The organism is Bradyrhizobium guangzhouense, from assembly GCF_004114955.1.
GTDB classification, from domain to species: Bacteria; Pseudomonadota; Alphaproteobacteria; order Rhizobiales; family Xanthobacteraceae; genus Bradyrhizobium; species Bradyrhizobium guangzhouense.
Window position 1 is genome coordinate 998,041 of sequence record NZ_CP030053.1, and the last position, 18,135, is coordinate 1,016,175.

Consider the following 18,135-nt stretch of genomic DNA (forward strand, 5'->3'; position numbering starts at 1 on the left):
GCTCAATCCCGCAGCAGCTCGTTGATGCTGGTCTTCGACCGCGTGCGCTCGTCGACGCGCTTGACGATCACGGCGCAGGCAGTGCTGGGACCGATCTGGCCGTTCTTCATCGGCTTGCCGGGCAGGGCGCCGGGCACCACGACCGAATACTCCGGCACCTCGCCCATGAAGATCTCGCCGGTCTCGCGATCGACGATCTTGGTGGAGGCGCCCAGGAACACGCCCATCGACAACACCGCGCCCTTACGCACGATCACGCCCTCGGCGACCTCGCTGCGCGCGCCGATGAAGCAATCGTCCTCGATGATCACGGGCTCGGCCTGCAGCGGCTCGAGCACGCCGCCGATGCCGGCGCCGCCGGAGATGTGCACGCGCTTGCCGATCTGCGCGCAGGAGCCGACGGTGGCCCAGGTGTCGACCATGGTGCTCTCATCGACGTAAGCGCCGAGATTGACGAAGGACGGCATCAGCACGACGTTCTTGGCGATGAAGGCCGAGCGGCGGACGACGGCGCCCGGCACCGCGCGAAAACCGGCATCGCGAAAACGGTTCGGGCCCCAGCCTTCGAATTTCGAGGGCACCTTGTCCCACCAATTGGCCTGGCCCGGGCCGCCGGGAATGACGTCCATGTCGTTGAGGCGGAAGGACAGCAGCACGGCCTTCTTCAGCCACTGGTTGACCTTCCACTTGCCATCGGCCCCGCGCTCGGCAACGCGCGCCTCGCCCTTGTCCAGGGTTTCCAGTGCCTGGTTCACGGCGTCGCGGACTTCACCCTTGGTCGAGGTCGAGATGCCGTCACGCGCCTCGAAGGCGCTGTTGATGGTGGATTCCAGGGCGGACAGGGACATCGGGATTTCCTCTTGGGACGGGGAATTTTGACGGATTGGGGCGCTTTTTCGGGATTTGGGCCAGGAGAGTCAAGCTTGGTTCGCTGTCATCACCCGCGAAAGCGGGTGGTCCAGTACGCCGCGGCCGTCGTGATGAATCGAGATGGCGGTGATGACTGGATACCCCGCCTTCGCGGGGTATAACGGCTACTTTGGGTGGGGCAGCTTGCGCAAAAACCCCGCCAGGTCATCCGTGACGTGGTCGACATGGGCCGCATCGCGGCCCTCCAGTTCCCAATCCTCGCGCACAACGTCCTTAGTGCCGTCAGGCACCACCAGCACCGTGGTCATGCCGAGCTGGTGCGGGACGGTGAGGTTGCGGGCGAGGTCCTCGAACATGGCCGATCTGGTCGGATCGACCGCGTGCAGATCGAGGAATTTCTGGTAGGTCTGCGCCGCGGGCTTGGGCTCGAACTCGGCGGCGATGATGTCGAACACGCCGTCGAAATGCGTGACGAGGCCGAGCCGCGCCAGCACCGCATCGACATGGTCGACCGAGCCGTTGGTCAGAATCAGTTTTCGCCCCGACAGCCTTGCGATCGCCGCGCCGAGCGCCGGATTCGGCTCCAGCGGTGAGTGGTCGATCTTGTGCACGTAAGCGAGATAATCGTCGGCGCGCACGCCGTGCAGGGTCATCATGCCGCGCATGGTGGTGCCGAAGCGCCGGTAATAATCCTTCTGGATGCTGCGCGCTTCCTGCGGGCCGACATTCAGCCAGTTGCAGACGAACTCGCCGATTCTAGCGTCGACCTGCTGCCACAGATTGACGTGATGCGGGTAGAGCGTGTTGTCGAGGTCGAACACCCAGGTATCGACGTGGGAGAAGGCGCGGGGTTGGGTCATTGCAGCTCTCTCAACTCGTCGTGCTGGCGAAAGCGGAGACATTACATTCCATCACGGCACCGCAAACCGCAGCGTCTTGCCGCCACTGCTCATATCGACCGCGCCGAATCCCGTCGTCGCAAATCCGCGTGCGCCGCAATCGGTCTGCTCAACGGTTTCGAACTTGGTCTCGCGGGTGCATAGCTGCTTGTCGCCGCCCCAGTTCAGCGGCTTGTCCTTCAGCTTGATGGCGCGGTTGTCGCTATCGACCGCTTCCGCGAAGCTGAAGATCTGCTTGGGCTGCCCTGATACGTCGGGGTGCAGGCAGGTCTTGGGATCGATGCGGTACCAGCCGCGGCTGGTCACGGACTTGCCGTCATCGGTCGCGACCGCTGCCATCACCTTGTGCGGCGTGTCGTTGCACCAGGTGAGGCCACTGGTGGACGGCGTTTGCGCCGCATCGACCATGGTCTTGAAGAAGTTTGGCGAGGAGACCACGTCCGGCGACAGCCCGCGGCTCTTCAGGAACGCAGCGAGCGCGGCCTGCGTCTTCGGCCCGTCGACGCCGTCGATCGCGCCGATGTCGTAGCCTGCGATCACCAGGAGGCGCTGGATGCCGGCAAGCCGCGCCTGCTCGTCGTCATATTCGGAATCCTCGGCGAGATAGGCGACGAGATTGCCATCGTCGGCCTGCGTTGGCGTCACTTGCGTGAACGCCGCCTGCGTCTGGCCGGCACGGCATTGCCGCGCAGCGGCGATGACGAAATTGTCCTGCGCCACGCACAGCATGTCGTTGCCGTTCTGCGGGATCGGCGAGGCGCCATAGACGCCGAGCGCGCGGGCGTTGAGCAGGATGCGGTCGGCGGTGAGCGTGCCCTGCACCACCACGCGGCAGGTGGCGGGATCGATCCTGAACCAGCCGCGCGTCGCGGTCGCCGCCTTGTCGTCAATGCCGATCGCGGCCTCGACCACATAGGACATCCGGTTGCAGATCTTGAGGTCCGCAAAGGCCGGCGCGGAGGAGAAGAACAACGAGACGGCAGCCGCCGGCAGCGTCATCAGGAAGCGGGTGAACGGGGAGCGCTGGCGCAGCGTCAGTCCCGTCATTCCGGGGCGATGCGAAGCATCGAACCCGGAATCTCGAGATTCCGGGTTCGCCGTTCGGGCGCCCCGGAATGACTGCTCCAATTCGTTCCTCACTTGTGGATCAGCGTTCCCGTGCCCTGGTTGGTGAAGAGCTCCAGCAGCACCGCGTGCTGCATCTTGCCGTCGATGATGACGACGCCCTCGACGCCCTGCTCGAGCGCGTAGATGCAGGTCTCGACCTTCGGGATCATGCCGCCGGAAATGGTGCCGTCGGCGATCAGTTTCCGGGCATCTTTCACCGAGAGCTGCGGGATCAGCTTCTTCGACTTGTCGAGCACGCCCGGCACGTCGGTGAGCAGCAACAGGCGTTTTGCCTTGAGCGCGCCGGCGACAGCGCCCGCAAAGGTGTCGGCGTTGACATTCAGCGTCTGGCCGTCCTTGGAGGTCGCGAGCGGCGCCAGCACCGGGATCAGCTCGTAGCCGATCAACTGGTTGAGCAGCGTCAGGTCGACCTTCTCGGGGTCGCCGACGAAGCCGAGATCGATTGCCTTCTCGATGTTCGAGCCCGGATCGATGATGGTGCGCGTCGTCTTCGACGCCTTCACCATGTTGCCGTCCTTGCCGGAGAGGCCCACGGCCTTGCCGCCGGCCTCGTTGATGTAACCGACGATCTGCTTGTTGACGGAGCCGGCGAGCACCATCTCGACGATCTCGATGGTCGCGGCGTCCGTGATGCGCAGGCCGGCAGCGAATTCCGACTGGATGCCGAGGCGCTTGAGCATGGTCGCGATCTGCGGGCCGCCGCCGTGCACCACGACCGGATTGATCGCGGTCTGCTCGAGCAGCACGATGTCGCGGGCAAAATTCTTCGCGGTCTCCTCGTCGCCCATGGCGTGGCCGCCATATTTGATGACGATGGTTTCTTCGTCGTACTGCTGCATGTGCGGCAGCGCTTCGGACAGGATGCGGGCCTGGTCGAGCGGAGAGATTTCGGTCATGAGGCGGATCTCGCTGGCGGGACTAACGCGGCCAGCGTTCTATCTGATTGGCGGGCGAGGCGCAAAGTGGGACTGGCATGCCGCCGCTACGGGCTGCGCGCAGGCACCACGGCTGCCAGCGTCACCACCAGCCAGCTCAAAATCATCAGCGTTCCACCCGATGGTGCGGCCATCGGAAACAGCGCGTGCCCCGCAAATTGCCGCAAAGTGAGATCGCCCGCGAACAGCGCAGCGCCGGTCACGAAGCCGAACGCGGCGATCAGGCCAATTCCACCGTGCAGAAGGCCGCGCGTGAGCAAAGCTATCACCGCCAATATGGCAGTTGCATGAAACAGCAGCAGGGCGCTGGCGGAGGCGAGCCGGCTGGCATCCGCGCCGTGGGCGGCGGCGGCGGCCAGTGCGACGCCGGCGGCGCCCATCAGGCCGGCAAGGGCGATCAGCAGGCGGGGCATCACTTGGTCCGCTCTTCCAGCAGTTTCGCCATGGCAGCTCGCAATTCAGCCATGCCGGTCGATGAGCGCGAGGAGGTCGCGATCACGTTCGGGAACGCGGCCGGATGCTTTGCCAATGCGGCTTCGGTCTCGGCAATGCAGGATGCGAGCTCGGACGCTTTCACCTGGTCGGCCTTGGTCAGCACGACCTGGTAGCTGACGGCGGAGCGGTCGAGTGTCTTGAGGACTTCGAGATCGACATCCTTCAAGCCGTGCCGCGCGTCGATCAGCACATAGACGCGCGCGAGCGAGGCGCGGCCCAGCAGGAAGGTGTGGATCAGCTCGGTCCAGGATGCGACCTGGCTCTTCGGCGCCTTGGCATAGCCATAGCCGGGCATGTCGACGAGGCGCAGGTCGCTCTTGCCCGGGACCTCGAAGAAGATCAGCTCCTGGGTGCGGCCCGGCGTATGCGAGGTGCGCGCCAGCGCGTTGCGCCCCGTCAGCGCGTTGATCAGGCTCGACTTGCCGACATTGGAACGGCCGGCAAAGGCGATCTCCAGTCCTGCCATCGGCGGCAGCGTCTGGATCGAGGGCGAGGCCCAGATGAACTGCCAGTCGCGCGCGAACAGCTTTCGCCCGGCCTCGATCAGCTTCGCATCTTTGTCGTCGGTCATGCGAAGGCTCTTTGCTTTGCCGTCATTCCGGGGCGATGCGAAGCATCGAACCCGGAATCTCGAGATTCCGGGCCTGGTGCTTCGCACCATCCCGGAATGACAGAGGGGAACGGCTACGTCGCCTTCCGCGCGAACGTTGCCTTGAGATTATCGAACAACTCCACCTTCACGCCGTTGCGGCGCATGATGAAGCTCTGCTGGAGCACCGAGAGCGTGTTGTTCCAGGCCCAGTAGATCACGAGGCCCGCCGGGAAGCCCGCCAGCATGAAGGTGAAGATCAGCGGCATCCAGTTGAAGATGATCTGCTGCGTCGGATCCGGCGGCGTCGGGTTCAGCTTCATCTGGAACCACATCGTGATGCCCATGATGAGCGGCCAGATGCCGAGATGCAGATAGTGCCCGAACATGGGAAGCGCGGTGGGGTCGTAGTTCAGCAGGCCGAACAGCGTGAAGATATTGGTCGGATCCGGCGACGACAGGTCCTTGATCCAGCCGAAGAAGTGCGCGTGACGCATTTCGATGGTGACGAACAGCACCTTGTACAGCGAGAAGAACACCGGGATCTGGATCACCACGGGAAGACAGCCGGCGACCGGATTGATCTTCTCCTTGCGGTAGATCTCCATCATCTCCTGCTGCTGCTTCACCTTGTCGTCGGGATAGCGCTCTTTCAGCGCCTGAAGCTGCGGCTGGATCGACTTCATCTTCGCCATCGAGGCGTAGGATTTGTTCGCCAGCGGGAAGAACAGCAGCTTCACGATCACGGTCACGAGCAGGATCGAGATGCCGAAATTGCCGAAGAAGCGATAGAAGAAGTCGAGGCCGAGGAACATCGGCTTGGTGATGAAGTAGAACCAGCCCCAATCGATCAGCAGGTCGAAATGGTTCAGCCCGAGCGCCTTGTTGTAGCCGCCGAGCCCTGCGAACGGGAACACGCCGACGACGCCGGCTTCCTTGGCGCCGGCGAACAGCCGCGCATTTGCGGTCGCGGTGCCGCCGATCGCGACGGTGACGGGGTCGAGCAGATAGTCGGTCTGGTAGGTGTGGACGTTGCCGTTGAGGTTCGAGGAGAACCGCGCCTGAAGCTGCGCGCTGGTGTCGGGGAGCAGCGCCGAGGCCCAATACTTGTCGGTCATGCCGAGCCAGCCATTGGTGGCCTTGAAGCTCACCGACTTGGCTTCGTCGATCTTCTTGTAGGCATATTCCTGCAGGCCATCGAGATAGCCGATCAGGCCCTCATGCAGGATGTAGTAGCCGGAAACCTGCGGCGTGCCGTGGCGCGAGATCAGCGCGAACGGATACAGCGTGACGGGTGCATTGCCGACATTGCTCACGTCGTCCTTGATCGAGAAGAGATAATGGTCGTCGACCGAGATGGTGCGGCGGAAGGTGAGACCCTCGCCATTGTCCCACTTCAGCACCACGGGCGTGGTCGGGGTCAGGCTGCCGCTGCCGTCCTGCTGCCAGAGGGTCTGGGCATCGGGCATCTTCGACGTCACGCCCGTCGCCGCCACCCAGCCGAACTCGGCGTAATAGGGCTCTGCCGTGCCGGAGGGCGAATAGAGGATGATCGGCGGCGATTTCGGGTCGACGGTCTCGCGGAATTGCAGCAGCGCGAGGTCGTCGATGCGGCCGCCCTTGAGCGAGATGCTGCCGGCGAGGCGCGGGGTGTCGATCTTCACGCGCGGGCTCGATGCGATCGCGGTGTCGCGGGCAACGACCGGCTGGGCCTGCTGGTTCGCGCCCGGCGCAGTGGTGGGCGTCGTCGCGGTCCCGGCCTGCGGCGTGGCGCCCGGCGTCGCGGTGGCCGTCGGCTGCGGATTGGCCTTCTGCAGCTCGGCTTGCGCCTGCTGCTGGGCGCGCTGCTTCTCCATCGCCGGCACGTTGTAGAAATACTGCCAGGCGATCAGCACCAGGCCGGACAGAATGACGGCGAGGATGGTATTGCGATTGTCGGTCATCACTGGGGTCTCGTCATCAATCCGGTTTGCGGCTGGCGGCGGGGCCAGGCCTTGGATTCGGCTTTGGCCCGCGTCCCCCGACCTGTCCCTTGGCCGTATGCCGCGCGGGCTTCGTGAACGCTATGCGCAGATCGTCGAGCATGGTCGTGAAGTCGCGCGAGAGCGCGTCCCTGCGGCCGACCAGCACGTAATCATGATGGGGTTGCATCGATACCGGATCGAGCCGCTTCACCAATTCGCGAAGCCGGCGCCGGATGCGATTGCGTTCGGGGGCGTTGCCGTTCTTTTTGGTAACGGTGAAGCCAATCCTGACAGGACCGAGGTCGTCGCGAAGACGGCTTTGCAGGACGAACGCGGGACTGTTCACCCGCGCGCCATTGGCAACGGCGAGGAAATCCGCTCGCTGCCTCAGCCGATCCATAATGAAATCCCGGAAAAAGGGGGTCCGGCTCAGGCGCTCAGACGCTTGCGGCCGCGGGCGCGGCGGGCGGCGAGAACCTTGCGGCCGCCGGCAGTGGCGAGACGAGCACGGAAACCGTGACGGCGCTTGCGCACCAGTTTGCTGGGTTGATAAGTCCGCTTCACGGGTTTTTCTCCGCTGACCGGGCAATTTGCCTGTAGAATTGATGATAAAGTCCGGAAGATGCGGCTCAAAACGGGCCGTTTCCGGCCCCAGAAGAGCCGCTCCCGGTATCGCACCGGGTCATCGCGGACAATTTGCGCGGCTTATAAGGGAGCGTCTTGTTTTCGTCAACGCCGCAGGATCGCACAGTTCCGGTGAATATCGCTGTTTCCTTGGGGTTTTTAACCCTTGAGGTGGCGAATGGCGATATCAGTGCCTACATCCCACCTCGGCAGATTAGCGATCTGTAATTTGACCACCCCAGGGGCGGGTCGCATCTTCCATTCAAGCGAAGCTTTCAGAAGGCCAGCAGGGGCGAATTTCGTGGCAGCGACGGACCTTCAGCAGCCGACGCCGGATCTGGACCAAGATCTGGATCGGCCAGAGGACCAGCCGGATCAGCCGGTGACGCGGTCCCGTGGCCCGGGCGGGCTTGGACTATCCGGCAAGCTTCTGCTGCTGACCGTCCCCCTGGTGATGATCGCGGCCGTGCTGCTTTATGTCCCCGCGATCGCCAACTTCTGGGTCAACCGCCTCAACGACCGTGTTGCCGCCGCCAATACCGCGGCGCTGGTGCTCGACGCGGCGCCGCTCGGCATGGTGCCGGATTCGCTGTCGCGGGAGATCCTCAAAAGCATCAATGCGCGCGCGGTCGCGATCAAGATGGGCCAGCAGCGCCGCCTGCTTGCCAGCGACAATCTGCCGTCCGCGATCGAGCATGACGTCGATATGCGCGACATGACGGTGTGGGAGGCGATCACCGGCTCGTTCCAGATGATGCTGGAGACCGGCAACCAGCCGATCCGCATCGTCGGTCCCAGTGTCGGCAACGCCCAGTTCGTCGAGATCGTCACCGACGAGCAGCCCTTGCGGCAGTCGATGTACCGCTTCTCCCGCAACGTCGTGGTGGTCGCGCTGATCATCGGTATCCTGACCGCGGGTCTGGTCTATCTCGCCCTGCATTATCTCTTCGTGCGGCCGATGCGGCGGCTGACCGCGAGCCTGGTCGGCTTCCACGAGAATCCCGAAAGCTCGGCGCGGATCATCGTGCCGAGCCAGCGCAGCGACGAGATCGGCGTCGCCGAGCGCGAATTGTCCGACATGCAGCGCGACCTGATGTCGATGCTGCATCAGAAGAGCCGGCTTGCGGCGCTCGGCCTCGCCGTCTCCAAGATCAATCACGACCTTCGCAATCTGCTGGCCTCGGCGCAGCTCTTGTCGGATCAGCTCGCCAGCGTGCCGGATCCGCGGGTGCAGCGTTTCGCACCGAAGCTCGTGCGTTCGCTCGAGCGTGCCATCGCCTTCTGCCAGTCGACGCTGTCCTACGGCCGTGCCCAGGAGGCCGCGCCCGATCGCCGGATGATGCTGATCGAGCCTGTCGTGCTGGAGGTGCGGGAGACCGCGGGTCTCGCCAACGACGTTTCGATCGCCTGGGTCGCCGCGATCGAGCGCGGCCTTTCGGTCGACGCCGATCCCGACCAGTTGTTCCGTGTGCTGCTCAATCTCGTGCGCAACGCCGCGCAAGCCTTGGAGAGCCATGCCTCCGGCGACGGCGGCCCGCAGCAGATCCGGATCACCGGCAAACGCGAGGGCGCGGTCGCCATTCTGGAGGTATCCGACACCGGCCCCGGCGTGCCCCAGAAGACCCGGGAGCACCTGTTCGAGGCGTTCCAGACCTCCGGCCGTCCCGGCGGCAGCGGGCTGGGTCTCGCCATCGCGGCCGAACTGGTCCGGGCCCATGGCGGCGACATCCATCTGGTCGAAGGCACCATCGGCGCCACCTTCCGGATCGTCATCCCCGACCGCCCCGTGGAACTCCTCTCCATCCGCAACGAACGGCAGCGGGCGTAAGTCGGCCAGCGACCAAGTTCTTCTGTCATTCCGGGATGGCCCGAAGGGCCAGGCCCGGAATCCATAGGGCGGCGGAGTCGATGGAGGAATGGATTCCGGGCTCGCGACTTCGTCGCGCCCCGGAATGACGACCTGAGATACGCAAATGCCCCAAAATACCGCCGACGCAGACCTTGCCAACGCCGGCAAGAGCGGTTAGTCAGAGCGCTCTTTCGCACCCCTTCGGCGCTGTCCGGAGGCTGCCTGCGGGCTTAGGTCCGCACTCCTTGCGAAAAACGCGCCCGTAGCTCAGCTGGATAGAGCATCAGACTACGAATCTGAGGGTCGGACGTTCGAATCGTTCCGGGCGCGCCATTTCGACCTGCGCTACGCCGCCAGGCCCCGCTTCTCGTCCCCGATCAGATGGACCCGGTTGCGGCCGGCGGCCTTGGCGTCATAGAGCGCGATGTCGGCTTCCGCGAACAGTTCGGCGATCGGCCGGCGGTGCGGGCGGCCGATCAGGGCGGCTCCGATCGAGGCGCCGACTTCGAGGCGAAGACCGTTCCAGAACAGCGGGCGGCTCAGCATCATGACGGTCTTCTGCAGCACGCGTGCGATCCGCGCAGGGTCGACAGGGGCGCGCAGGATGATCGCGAATTCGTCGCCGCCGAGCCGGCCGACCAGGCCGGCATTGTGGAAGGCCCGCCGCAAACGCTGCGCGACCTCGCACAGGCACGCGTCTCCGGCCAGATGGCCGAATTTATCGTTGAGCAGCTTGAAGCCGTCGAGGTCGATCAGCACCAGCGCCGAGGCGTATCCGTGATTCAGGTTGTCGTTGACCACCTCGCGATAGCGGGCCTGGAAAACCGAACGATTGGCGAGCCCGGTCAGCGGATCGGTTTCGGCTTGCTGCCGCAGGCTCTCGATCGCCTGGCGGTCGGAGGTGACGTCCTGCTTGCAGCCGAAGATCCGCACCGGCCGTTCGCCCTCCCGCACCGCGTTGATCGAGAGGCGCATCCAGCGCTTCTCGCCGCGCCAGGTCCTGATCTCGGCATCGAGCGTGACAGGCAAGCCGCTCCGGATCACCTCGGCGCGCGCGAGCTCCATGTGGCGCCTGGATTCGTCGATATAGAGGTCGACGATATCAGCGCGCCGCAGCGGGTTGCGCTCGGGATAGCCGAAGATGTCGTAGACGCCTTGGGTCCAGCTCAGGCGCTCGGTTTCGAGGACGCATTCCCACGCGCCGATGCGTGCGGCATTCAGGGCCTGATCATAGAGTCGTACGCGAACCCCGTCCGGCAAGGTCGCATGGTCTTCTGTCATCGACGATCCGGCAGCATGTCGCGATTTTGCCCAAGAGCTTAAAAGAGTGCTTAAAGGCTAGGGCTGCTGCGTTAACGAATTCTGTACGTCCATGCGAGCAGGCGCAGGGAACCACGAGCGTTCGCCGCCGGGCCGGCCTCAAGCTCGGAATGTGGCGGCCTGTGCCCGCAATTCGTCCCGGACGCGATCAAGCACGCTTTCATAATCACGCGTCTCGGTCTGGCGGAACAGCCGCACGCTCGGATACCAAGGGCTGTCCCTGCGATCGAGCAGCCAGCGGTAGTCGGGCGTCCATGGCAGCAGGATCCAGGTCGGACGGCCGAGCGCGCCGGCAAGATGGGCGACGCTGGTGTCGACGGTGATCACGAGATCGAGGCAGCTGATCAAGGCGGCGGTTTCAGTGAAGTCGGTGAGATCGGCGGTCAGGTCGATGATGTCGCGTCTCTCACGCAGCACCGCCGCATCGTGCGGGCGCGGTGCCTTTTGCAGGCTGATGAAGCTGGCATCGACGTCGAGGATGCGGGACAGCGTTCGCAGCGGAATCGAGCGCGTCTCGTCGTTCACATGCGAGGGATCGCCGGACCAGACCAGGCCGACCCGGAGCCTGGTGTGAGGACCGAGCCTGCTGTCCCAGGCCTGAATGCGGCCCGCTGGAGGAGATGGCAGATAGGGTCCCGACGGGATGGTGTCGAGACGGGTCTTGAACGCGAGCGGAAGGCTGGAGATCGGGCAATGCAGATCGAAATCAGGCAGTGCGCCCATCGCCGACATCGGCACGCAGCGAGATGCGCCCGCGAGATCAGACATCAGCCGATGCAGCGGGTCCTGGACGGCCAGGAGAACACGCGCACCGCGCGCGGCAAGCAGGGGGACGTAGCGGGCGAAGTGAATGGTGTCGCCCAATCCCTCGTCCGCGGCGATCAGGATGGTCCTGCCGTCGACGCTCTCGCCACCAAGCCACATCGGTTGCGGAAACCGCGGATATTTTGACGACGGCAGCTGCGACCGGGTCTGGTGCCCGAGCCAGCCGGCTTCGAAATTGCCGGTCAGAAGATGGGCCAGCGACACGTTCCACGCGGTCACTTCGTTGCTCAGCCCGAGCGACATCATGCGATCGGATAGCGCGAACAGCTCGTCGAAACGATGAAGGTGAAACAGCGCGACAAGCTTGTTGTCGAAGGCATCGGCAAAGCGCGGCTGAAGCGCGATGGCCTTTTCGAACCAGGCCAGCGCCTCTTCGTTCCGGCGCAGACGCCTGAGCGCAAGACCGAGATGGTTGCAGATGTCGGCATTGCCGGGATCGAGCCGGTGCGCCCGCGCGCCTTCGGTGGCGGCCTCCTCGTACCGCTTCAGGCCATAGAGAACCCAGGCGCGCATCCGCAGTGTCGGGGCATGGTCGGGGGATAGCCTCTCGCTCTCATCAAGGCGCGCAAGTGCCTCCTCGTTGCGCCCGAGCCTGTGGAGCAGAATCCCGCTTTGGTGCCACAAGCCGGCATCATCGCGCCGAAGCTGGATCGCCTTGTCGAGCACGTTCAGTGCCTCGTCGCAGCGTCCATGCTGCTGCAGCACGGTTGCGAAGCTCGCGAGATATTCCGGCTTGGGTGCACGCCGGATGGCGCGGACGATCCACTCCAGCGCGTCGTTGTATTGCCTGAACTCGAGATGCAGCAGTCCCATGAGATGCTGGGCGTCGGTGTGCTCAGCATCGATCGTGAGGGCCTGCTCGGTGCAGGCACGCGCATCGAGATGCCGTCCGTCTCTGAGATGCGCAAGGCCCGCTTCGCAGAAGGCGGCCGCTGTGCTCATTGCTGCTCGGTCCCGTTAATGGCGAATGGCCGCCAGCGTGGCGGCAGCCGACGATTCGACCTCAGCAGCGAAGGATTGCGTGGGGCTTGCGGCCGCTCCTGCTACCGGCAGGATCTATGTGCTATCGTCGGCAACGTGTCGACATCGCGATCAACGGCGTGGCGTTGATGAACGGTTGGCATGCGGACGGTTGTGACGTTCCGGCGCTACACGACCTCGACGGTCGCCGCCTCGAATTGGGTGCCGGCGCCACGATGGCGGGCGAGCTCCTCGCCTGACAGCTCCGTGACGGCGTTTTGCGCGGTGCCATCGAGCATCGCGTGGACGCGCTGGCTTGAAGCCTTCAGCATCGCCGGATCGAGCTTGCCGGCATCGACGCCGTTGATGATCGACTGGGCGAGGAAGCGGGCGCGTTCGGTGTCGGTCAAATGCGAGCAGATCATCAGCATGTCGTTGCCGGCAGCCATGAAGCGCGCGACGGCGTCGGGCGCATCTAACCGGCCCGCCATCGCGCGCATGCCGACATCGTCGGACACGATCACGCCGTCGAACTTCATCGCCTCGCGCAACAATCCTTGCGTGATCGGGCGTGACAGCGTCACGGGATCGTTCGGGTCGAGCTTCCTGTACAGGATGTGCGACGTCATCATCATCCCGATGCCGCCGGCGATCGCCGCGGCAAACGGCTTGAGCTCGCGCGCCTTGATCTGCTCGAGGTCGAGATCGAGCACCGGCAATTCGTGATGCGAATCGACCTGCGTGTCGCCATGACCCGGGAAGTGCTTGCCGCAGGCCCGCACGCCCTGGCGCTCCATCGCCCTGGCGAAGGGTAGCATCGATTTGATGACATCATCGGCCGTGCGGCCGAAGGCGCGCTCGCCGATGACAGGGTTGGCGGGGTTGGAGTGAATGTCCAGCACCGGCGCGAAATTGAGGTTACAGCCGAGCGAGGCGAGCTCGGCGCCCATGGCGTCGCCGACCTGCTCGGCCGTCGAAGCCCATCGCGCCGCATAGGCGAAGCGTGTGATCGGCGGCGGCGTGCGGCACACGCGGCCGCCCTCGTGATCGATGGCAATGAACTGCTTGTCGCGCTGCGAGGCATCGCGGATCGCGGCGATCAGGTCGCGGTGAACCGACAGCCAGTCCCGATAAGGCAGGTCGTGGCGGAAATTGCTCTTGTAGAGGATGACGCCGGCGGGCCGGAGATCCCGCAGCAGCGCACGGTCGCGATCGTCGAGAACGCTGGTCGGCCTCAAGCCAATGAAGAAATGGTCGCCGACCGTTGCAAGAAGGGAATCGCTCATCCGCCGGGCCGCCACTGATTGTCAGGGTTGATTGAGATGGAGCTGGACGCAACGCGAATTCTTAAGCTCCGGAGCGAGCCAGCGCGCGGCCCGCATCGTGGCAATATTTCAAAGTTCCTCAACGGAATCAATATTCAAATCGCTGACGCCTCAGCGGCGCCCGTAGCCATGGTAACGGCATCAGGCCGCCGAGAGCCGCACCCGGAACCTGCTGCCGGTCGCCTCGGCATAGCGCAAAAGAGTCTTTGTGCTCGGCAGCGTTTGTCCGCTTTCAAGCCGGGCAATCGTGGACTGGCTGGTACCCATTCGCGCAGCCAACTCGGACTGCGAGAATCCGGCCCGCAAGCGCGCCTTCAGCAATTCGGCAGCGATCTCGAATTCCGGGGCGAGTGCGTCATACTCGGCCTTGACCTTCGGGTTGGCCAGGAGACGAGCCTTGAGCTTGTCGAATGGAATTGTCATGTGACTCTCTTTTCAATTGCGCACGATTGCGCAGGACAAGGTCAGTGGTTATTCGAACTCCATCGTCACGTGATCTCATTTGCTCTCCGTAGGGCGAGTTCGATCTCCGCGCGTGGGGTCCTTTGCGTCTTCTTCACAAACGCGCGCACGACGACAACTCTCCGACCGATCGCGGTGACGTAGAGGGCACGGGCAATTCCGTCGCGCCCTGTCAGTCGTAGCTCCCAAAGCTTCCCTTCAAGGTGCTTGACGTGCGGTTCGCCCAAGCCTTCCAGGCCGGTCGAGGCAATGCGCTCCGCAAGCCGCAGAAAGCGCGCCTGCATGTCGGCCGGCAGGGCAGCTATCTCCGCGACAACGGTTTCGTTGAGGATTTCAACTCGCCAGTGCACAATTCGGTATATATCTCATTTTTGAGATATAGGCAAGATACGAGACTCGTGTGGTGCGGCCGGCGCATCCGCGCCGGTCACGCCGCAGCCAGCTGCGGCTGCTTCGGCCGCCGGCCGATCAGCAGCGACAGCACGGCGGCGACGATGCCGGTTGCGCCGGCGATCATGAAGGCTTGCAGATAATCGCCCTGCGACGAGCGCATGAAGCCGGCGAAGAACGCGGCGCAGGCCGCGCCGAGCTGATGGCCGGCGACGACCCAGCCGAAGATCAGCGGCGCGTTCTTGTCGCCGAAGGCCTCGTTGGCGATGCGGACCGTCGGCGGCACGGTCGCGATCCAGTCGAGGCCGTAGAACACGGCGAACACCGACAGGCTGACCAAGGAGAAGTCCGAGTAGGGCAGGTAGATCAGCGACAGCCCGCGCAGGCCGTAATAGAAGAACAACAGCTTGCGCGGATCGAAGCGGTCGGTGAGCCAGCCCGACAGCGTGGTGCCGAACAGGTCGAAGAAGCCCATCAGCGCCAACAGGCTTGCGGCCTGCACCTCGAAGATGCCGTGGTCGCCGCAGAACGCGATCAGATGCGTGCCGACCAGGCCGTTGGTGGTGAAGCCGCAGATGAAGAAGGTCGCGAACAGGAACCAGAAGGTCTGCGTTTTCGCTGCGCGCACGAGGTTGCCGATCGCCGCGACGAACGGATTGCCGATCGCGGGCGCCGCGGGCTGATCGTCATGCGTGCTGCCATAGGAGCGCAGGCCGATCGCAGCCGGCCGCTCCGGCACCAGGAAATACACCAGCGGGATCAGCGCCGCGCAGCAGGCGGCGACCGTCAGCACCACGGGCTTCCAGCCGCCCCATTCGACAAGCGATGCGAGGCCGGGCATGAAGATCAGCGTGCCGGTGGCGGTGCTCGCCGTCAGAAGTCCCATGACGAGGCCGCGATTGGTGGTGAACCAGCGATTGACGATGGTGGCGCCGAGCACGTTGGCGACGGCGCCCGAGCCGATGCCGGAGAGCAGCCCCCAGCTCATGAACAATTGCCACGGCGCGGTCATGAAATAGCTGATGGCCGTCGAGACCGACATCAGCATGAGCGCGCCCAGCACGGTGCGGCGGATGCCGAAGCGCTGCATGACCGCCGCGGCGAAGGGACCGGCGAGGCCGTAAAGGAAAATGCCGACCGCGGCCGAGGACGAGATCACGCTGACGTCCCAGCCGAAGGCTTTCTGCAGCGGCAGCATCAGCACGCCCGGCGTCGCGCGCAGGCCGGCCGAGGCCAGCAGCGCCAGGAAGATCACGGCAACGACGACGAAGGCGTAGTTTGGGCCGAACGGCCGCCGGGAAACGGCGGAGGATCGAGCGGAGGCAGGTTGAACGGGGGATGGGGGCATGTTACTTACCGGTACGTATTGGGATGCAATATTAGTACGTACCGGTCAGTAACATTGTCAAGCCTGTTGGCAAGCCTGTCCTGGAGGCATCGGAGCCTGATGACGAAGAAAGCCGAAAAAGCCGCTGACGCCCCGCTCCGCGCCGCCGACCGCATCCGCGCCTCCGCCAGCGAGCTGTTTTATCGCGAGGGCATCCGCGCCGTCGGCGTCGACGAGGTGGTGGACCGCGCCGGCGTGACAAAACCGAGCCTCTACCGCAGCTTCGCCTCCAAGGACGAACTCGCCGCCGCGTATTTGCGCGACTACGATCTGAACTTCTGGGAAAACTTCGAGCGTCCCGGCGGCAAGACCTACGGCAATGCGCGCGACCATGTGCTCGCCTATATCGGCCAGCTTGCGCCGCGCGCGGTGGCCAAGGGTTATCGCGGCTGCGGCCTCAGCAATGCCGCGGTGGAGTATCCCGCGCGCGACAATCCGGCGCGGCAAGTCGCCGAAGCGCACAAGAAAGTATTCCGCAAGCGCCTGCGCGAGCTCGCCGCGCAAATGGGCGCGCGGCAGCCGAACGTGCTCGGCGATGCGCTGCTGCTCCTGATCGAAGGCATCTACGTCACCGGCCAGCAATCCGAAGACGGGCCCGCGCAGTCGGCGCTCGCGGCGGCGAAGCTGCTGATCGATGCGAGCGTGAAGGCGGGGTGAGAGGGCTTCACGAGCTCACGTGAAATTCGGGCACTCAGATTCTCGAACAGGGCCACGGCCGCAGGAACTTCCAGTTTTTCCCGACGTTAGACCGGCGGCGCGCACAGGCGGCCGGCCCGCGAGACGAAGAACTTTGCCAACGCAGCATTTTCCCCGGAGGTGATCGATCTCATGACCATCGCCCTGGACGCCGCGGTCGCGACGCTGCCGGAGCCCGTGCATTCCTCGCATGTCAATGCGCTCGCCGAATCCATCCTCCGCACCGCAGGCGCCGGCGAACGCGACATGGGGAATTTGCAGCGGATCGCCTTGTTGGAGTTGCAGCTGGCGAGGCCCAACTGAAGAGGCCGACATGAAGACGTTTGCCGGGATCGTCGTTGGCCGGCGGTCACGCGATCGCGGAGCCCTTGTCCCGAGTGATGTGGTGGATTACCGCCACCCCAGCGCCGGCGCCACATGCTTCAGGATCGCCTCGATCGCATGTGCGCAATAGTCCACCCCAAGCTGGTTGGGAATCGTCAGCAGCAGGGTGTCCGCCTCGGCGATCGCCTCATCCTGCCGGAGCTGCTCGATCAGCATCTCCGGCTCCGCGGCATAGGAGCGGCCGAAGATCGCCCGCGTCTGCGGGTCGATGAAGCCGATCTGGTCCTCGCCGCCGCGCTCGCGGCCGAAATAAGCGCGGTCGCGATCGTCCATCAGCGCGAAGATGCTGCGGCTGACCGAGACGCGGGGCTCTCTGGTGTGGCCCGCCTCTTTCCACGCGGCGCGATAGGCGCGGATCTGGGCGGCCTGCTGCACGTGAAAGGCTTCGCCGGTCTCGTCGTTCTTCAGCGTCGAGCTCTGCAGGTTCATGCCGAGCTTTGCGGCCCACACCGCTGTGGCGTTCGAGCCGGCGCCCCACCAGATGCGATCGCGCAAGCCCGCTGAATGCGGCTCGAGGCGCAACAGCCCCGGCGGGTTCGGAAACATCGGCTGCGGATTGGGCTCGGCGAACCCCTGGCCGCGCAACAGGTCGAGGAAGACTTCCGCGTGGCGCCGACCCATGTCGGCATCGCTCTGGCCCTCGGCCGGGCGGTACCCAAAATAACGCCAGCCATCGATCACCTGCTCGGGCGAGCCGCGGCTGATGCCGAGCTGAAGCCGCCCGCCCGCGATCAGATCGGCGCTGCCTGCGTCCTCCACCATGTAGAGCGGGTTCTCGTAGCGCATGTCGATCACGGCCGTGCCGATCTCGATCTTCTTCGTTTTCGCGCCGACGGCTGCGAGCAGCGGAAAGGGCGACGCCAGCTGCCGCGCGAAATGGTGGACGCGATAATAGGCGCCGTCGAGGCCAAGCTGTTCGGCCGCGACCGCAAGCTCGATCGATTGCAGCAGCGTATCGCCGGCCGAGCGCGTCTGCGATTGCGACGAGGGTGTCCAGTGTCCGAAGGACAGAAATCCGATCTTTTTCATGGGC

General features: G+C 64.6%; 19 protein-coding genes and 1 tRNA gene. 4 read left to right on the forward strand and 16 right to left on the reverse strand.

Annotation, left to right across the window (positions count from 1 at the left end):
- Positions 1-2 precede the first annotated feature (2 nt).
- The 9 genes from dapD to rpmH all read right to left on the reverse strand — a co-directional run bounded on the left by dapD (position 3) and on the right by rpmH (position 7,444).
- Positions 3-848, reverse strand: a complete 846-nt coding sequence (dapD, locus tag XH91_RS04850; protein ID WP_128949524.1) for a 2,3,4,5-tetrahydropyridine-2,6-dicarboxylate N-succinyltransferase — start codon at positions 846-848, stop codon at positions 3-5.
- A gap of 186 nt (positions 849-1,034) precedes the next feature.
- On the reverse strand, positions 1,035-1,730 hold the full coding sequence (locus tag XH91_RS04855; RefSeq protein WP_128949525.1) for a pyrimidine 5'-nucleotidase: 696 nt from the start codon (positions 1,728-1,730) through the stop codon (positions 1,035-1,037).
- A 51-nt stretch (positions 1,731-1,781) separates the two neighbouring features.
- Positions 1,782-2,768, reverse strand: a complete 987-nt coding sequence (locus tag XH91_RS04860) for a DUF1036 domain-containing protein (RefSeq protein ID WP_128954727.1) — start codon at positions 2,766-2,768, stop codon at positions 1,782-1,784.
- 137 nt (positions 2,769-2,905) lie between these two features.
- Positions 2,906-3,793, reverse strand: coding sequence for an acetylglutamate kinase (gene argB / locus XH91_RS04865; protein WP_128949526.1), 888 nt, complete (start codon positions 3,791-3,793; stop codon positions 2,906-2,908).
- Positions 3,794-3,879: 86 nt separating this feature from the next.
- Positions 3,880-4,245 carry a DUF423 domain-containing protein gene (locus tag XH91_RS04870; RefSeq protein WP_128949527.1) on the reverse strand — a complete coding sequence of 122 codons (366 nt, stop codon included), beginning with the start codon at positions 4,243-4,245 and terminating at the stop codon, positions 3,880-3,882.
- Positions 4,245-4,898, reverse strand: coding sequence for a ribosome biogenesis GTP-binding protein YihA/YsxC (gene yihA, locus XH91_RS04875; RefSeq protein WP_128949528.1), 654 nt, complete (start codon positions 4,896-4,898; stop codon positions 4,245-4,247). Before yihA ends, XH91_RS04870 begins: the two co-directional genes overlap by 1 nt.
- 113 nt (positions 4,899-5,011) lie before the next feature.
- The gene (gene yidC / locus XH91_RS04885) at positions 5,012-6,859 is read right to left on the reverse strand and encodes a membrane protein insertase YidC (protein ID WP_164934286.1); all 1,848 of its coding nucleotides are present in this window, start codon (positions 6,857-6,859) and stop codon (positions 5,012-5,014) included.
- A 16-nt stretch (positions 6,860-6,875) separates the two neighbouring features.
- Positions 6,876-7,280 (reverse strand): ribonuclease P protein component, encoded by a 405-nt coding sequence (gene rnpA / locus XH91_RS04890; RefSeq protein WP_128949530.1) that lies wholly within the window; start codon positions 7,278-7,280, stop codon positions 6,876-6,878.
- 29 nt (positions 7,281-7,309) lie between these two features.
- Positions 7,310-7,444, reverse strand: coding sequence for a 50S ribosomal protein L34 (gene rpmH / locus XH91_RS04895; protein ID WP_008542748.1), 135 nt, complete (start codon positions 7,442-7,444; stop codon positions 7,310-7,312).
- A 361-nt stretch (positions 7,445-7,805) separates the two neighbouring features.
- Between rpmH and XH91_RS04900 the strand changes: the two genes are divergently transcribed.
- Together XH91_RS04900 and XH91_RS04905 are read left to right on the forward strand one after the other, a co-directional pair.
- Positions 7,806-9,332, forward strand: a complete 1,527-nt coding sequence (locus tag XH91_RS04900) for a sensor histidine kinase (RefSeq protein ID WP_245477277.1) — start codon at positions 7,806-7,808, stop codon at positions 9,330-9,332.
- Positions 9,333-9,609: 277 nt separating this feature from the next.
- A tRNA-Arg gene (locus XH91_RS04905) sits at positions 9,610-9,686 on the forward strand.
- 12 nt (positions 9,687-9,698) lie between these two features.
- Here the strand turns inward: XH91_RS04905 and XH91_RS04910 are convergent.
- The 6 genes from XH91_RS04910 to XH91_RS04935 form a co-directional block, all read right to left on the reverse strand.
- Positions 9,699-10,634, reverse strand: a complete 936-nt coding sequence (locus XH91_RS04910) for a sensor domain-containing diguanylate cyclase (RefSeq protein ID WP_128949531.1) — start codon at positions 10,632-10,634, stop codon at positions 9,699-9,701.
- A gap of 138 nt (positions 10,635-10,772) precedes the next feature.
- Positions 10,773-12,440 (reverse strand): tetratricopeptide repeat protein, encoded by a 1,668-nt coding sequence (locus XH91_RS04915; RefSeq protein ID WP_128949532.1) that lies wholly within the window; start codon positions 12,438-12,440, stop codon positions 10,773-10,775.
- A 206-nt stretch (positions 12,441-12,646) separates the two neighbouring features.
- The gene (locus tag XH91_RS04920) at positions 12,647-13,744 is read right to left on the reverse strand and encodes a glycoside hydrolase family 3 N-terminal domain-containing protein (RefSeq protein ID WP_128949533.1); all 1,098 of its coding nucleotides are present in this window, start codon (positions 13,742-13,744) and stop codon (positions 12,647-12,649) included.
- A 180-nt stretch (positions 13,745-13,924) separates the two neighbouring features.
- Entirely contained in the window at positions 13,925-14,206 is a 282-nt protein-coding gene (locus XH91_RS04925) for a helix-turn-helix domain-containing protein (protein WP_128949534.1), read from the reverse strand.
- A 65-nt stretch (positions 14,207-14,271) separates the two neighbouring features.
- Positions 14,272-14,595, reverse strand: a complete 324-nt coding sequence (locus XH91_RS04930; RefSeq protein ID WP_128949535.1) for a type II toxin-antitoxin system RelE/ParE family toxin — start codon at positions 14,593-14,595, stop codon at positions 14,272-14,274.
- A gap of 77 nt (positions 14,596-14,672) precedes the next feature.
- Positions 14,673-15,983 (reverse strand): MFS transporter, encoded by a 1,311-nt coding sequence (locus XH91_RS04935; protein ID WP_128949536.1) that lies wholly within the window; start codon positions 15,981-15,983, stop codon positions 14,673-14,675.
- Between the two features lie 99 nt (positions 15,984-16,082).
- On the opposite strand from XH91_RS04935, the gene XH91_RS04940 reads away from it, so the two are divergent.
- Positions 16,083-16,679 carry a TetR/AcrR family transcriptional regulator gene (locus XH91_RS04940; protein WP_128949537.1) on the forward strand — a complete coding sequence of 199 codons (597 nt, stop codon included), beginning with the start codon at positions 16,083-16,085 and terminating at the stop codon, positions 16,677-16,679.
- A gap of 171 nt (positions 16,680-16,850) precedes the next feature.
- Positions 16,851-17,021 (forward strand): hypothetical protein, encoded by a 171-nt coding sequence (locus XH91_RS38690; RefSeq protein WP_164934285.1) that lies wholly within the window; start codon positions 16,851-16,853, stop codon positions 17,019-17,021.
- Between the two features lie 87 nt (positions 17,022-17,108).
- Here XH91_RS38690 and XH91_RS04945 read toward each other — a convergent pair whose 3' ends face one another.
- Entirely contained in the window at positions 17,109-18,131 is a 1,023-nt protein-coding gene (locus XH91_RS04945) for an LLM class flavin-dependent oxidoreductase (protein ID WP_128949538.1), read from the reverse strand.
- Positions 18,132-18,135 lie beyond the last annotated feature (4 nt).

What these genes read in the sequence shown, in the direction of transcription:
- dapD (WP_128949524.1), bottom strand. Translation starts at nt 848, where the DNA reads ATGTCCCTGTCCGCCCTGGAATCCACCATCAACAGCGCCTTCGAGGCG.
- XH91_RS04855 (WP_128949525.1), bottom strand. Translation starts at nt 1,730, where the DNA reads ATGACCCAACCCCGCGCCTTCTCCCACGTCGATACCTGGGTGTTCGAC.
- XH91_RS04860 (WP_128954727.1), bottom strand. Translation starts at nt 2,768, where the DNA reads ATGACGCTGCCGGCGGCTGCCGTCTCGTTGTTCTTCTCCTCCGCGCCG.
- argB (WP_128949526.1), bottom strand. Translation starts at nt 3,793, where the DNA reads ATGACCGAAATCTCTCCGCTCGACCAGGCCCGCATCCTGTCCGAAGCG.
- XH91_RS04870 (WP_128949527.1), bottom strand. Translation starts at nt 4,245, where the DNA reads ATGCCCCGCCTGCTGATCGCCCTTGCCGGCCTGATGGGCGCCGCCGGC.
- yihA (WP_128949528.1), bottom strand. Translation starts at nt 4,898, where the DNA reads ATGACCGACGACAAAGATGCGAAGCTGATCGAGGCCGGGCGAAAGCTG.
- yidC (WP_164934286.1), bottom strand. Translation starts at nt 6,859, where the DNA reads ATGACCGACAATCGCAATACCATCCTCGCCGTCATTCTGTCCGGCCTG.
- rnpA (WP_128949530.1), bottom strand. Translation starts at nt 7,280, where the DNA reads ATGGATCGGCTGAGGCAGCGAGCGGATTTCCTCGCCGTTGCCAATGGC.
- XH91_RS04910 (WP_128949531.1), bottom strand. Translation starts at nt 10,634, where the DNA reads ATGACAGAAGACCATGCGACCTTGCCGGACGGGGTTCGCGTACGACTC.
- XH91_RS04915 (WP_128949532.1), bottom strand. Translation starts at nt 12,440, where the DNA reads ATGAGCACAGCGGCCGCCTTCTGCGAAGCGGGCCTTGCGCATCTCAGA.
- XH91_RS04920 (WP_128949533.1), bottom strand. Translation starts at nt 13,744, where the DNA reads ATGAGCGATTCCCTTCTTGCAACGGTCGGCGACCATTTCTTCATTGGC.
- XH91_RS04925 (WP_128949534.1), bottom strand. Translation starts at nt 14,206, where the DNA reads ATGACAATTCCATTCGACAAGCTCAAGGCTCGTCTCCTGGCCAACCCG.
- XH91_RS04935 (WP_128949536.1), bottom strand. Translation starts at nt 15,983, where the DNA reads ATGCCCCCATCCCCCGTTCAACCTGCCTCCGCTCGATCCTCCGCCGTT.
- XH91_RS04940 (WP_128949537.1), top strand. Translation starts at nt 16,083, where the DNA reads ATGACGAAGAAAGCCGAAAAAGCCGCTGACGCCCCGCTCCGCGCCGCC.
- XH91_RS38690 (WP_164934285.1), top strand. Translation starts at nt 16,851, where the DNA reads ATGACCATCGCCCTGGACGCCGCGGTCGCGACGCTGCCGGAGCCCGTG.
- XH91_RS04945 (WP_128949538.1), bottom strand. Translation starts at nt 18,131, where the DNA reads ATGAAAAAGATCGGATTTCTGTCCTTCGGACACTGGACACCCTCGTCG.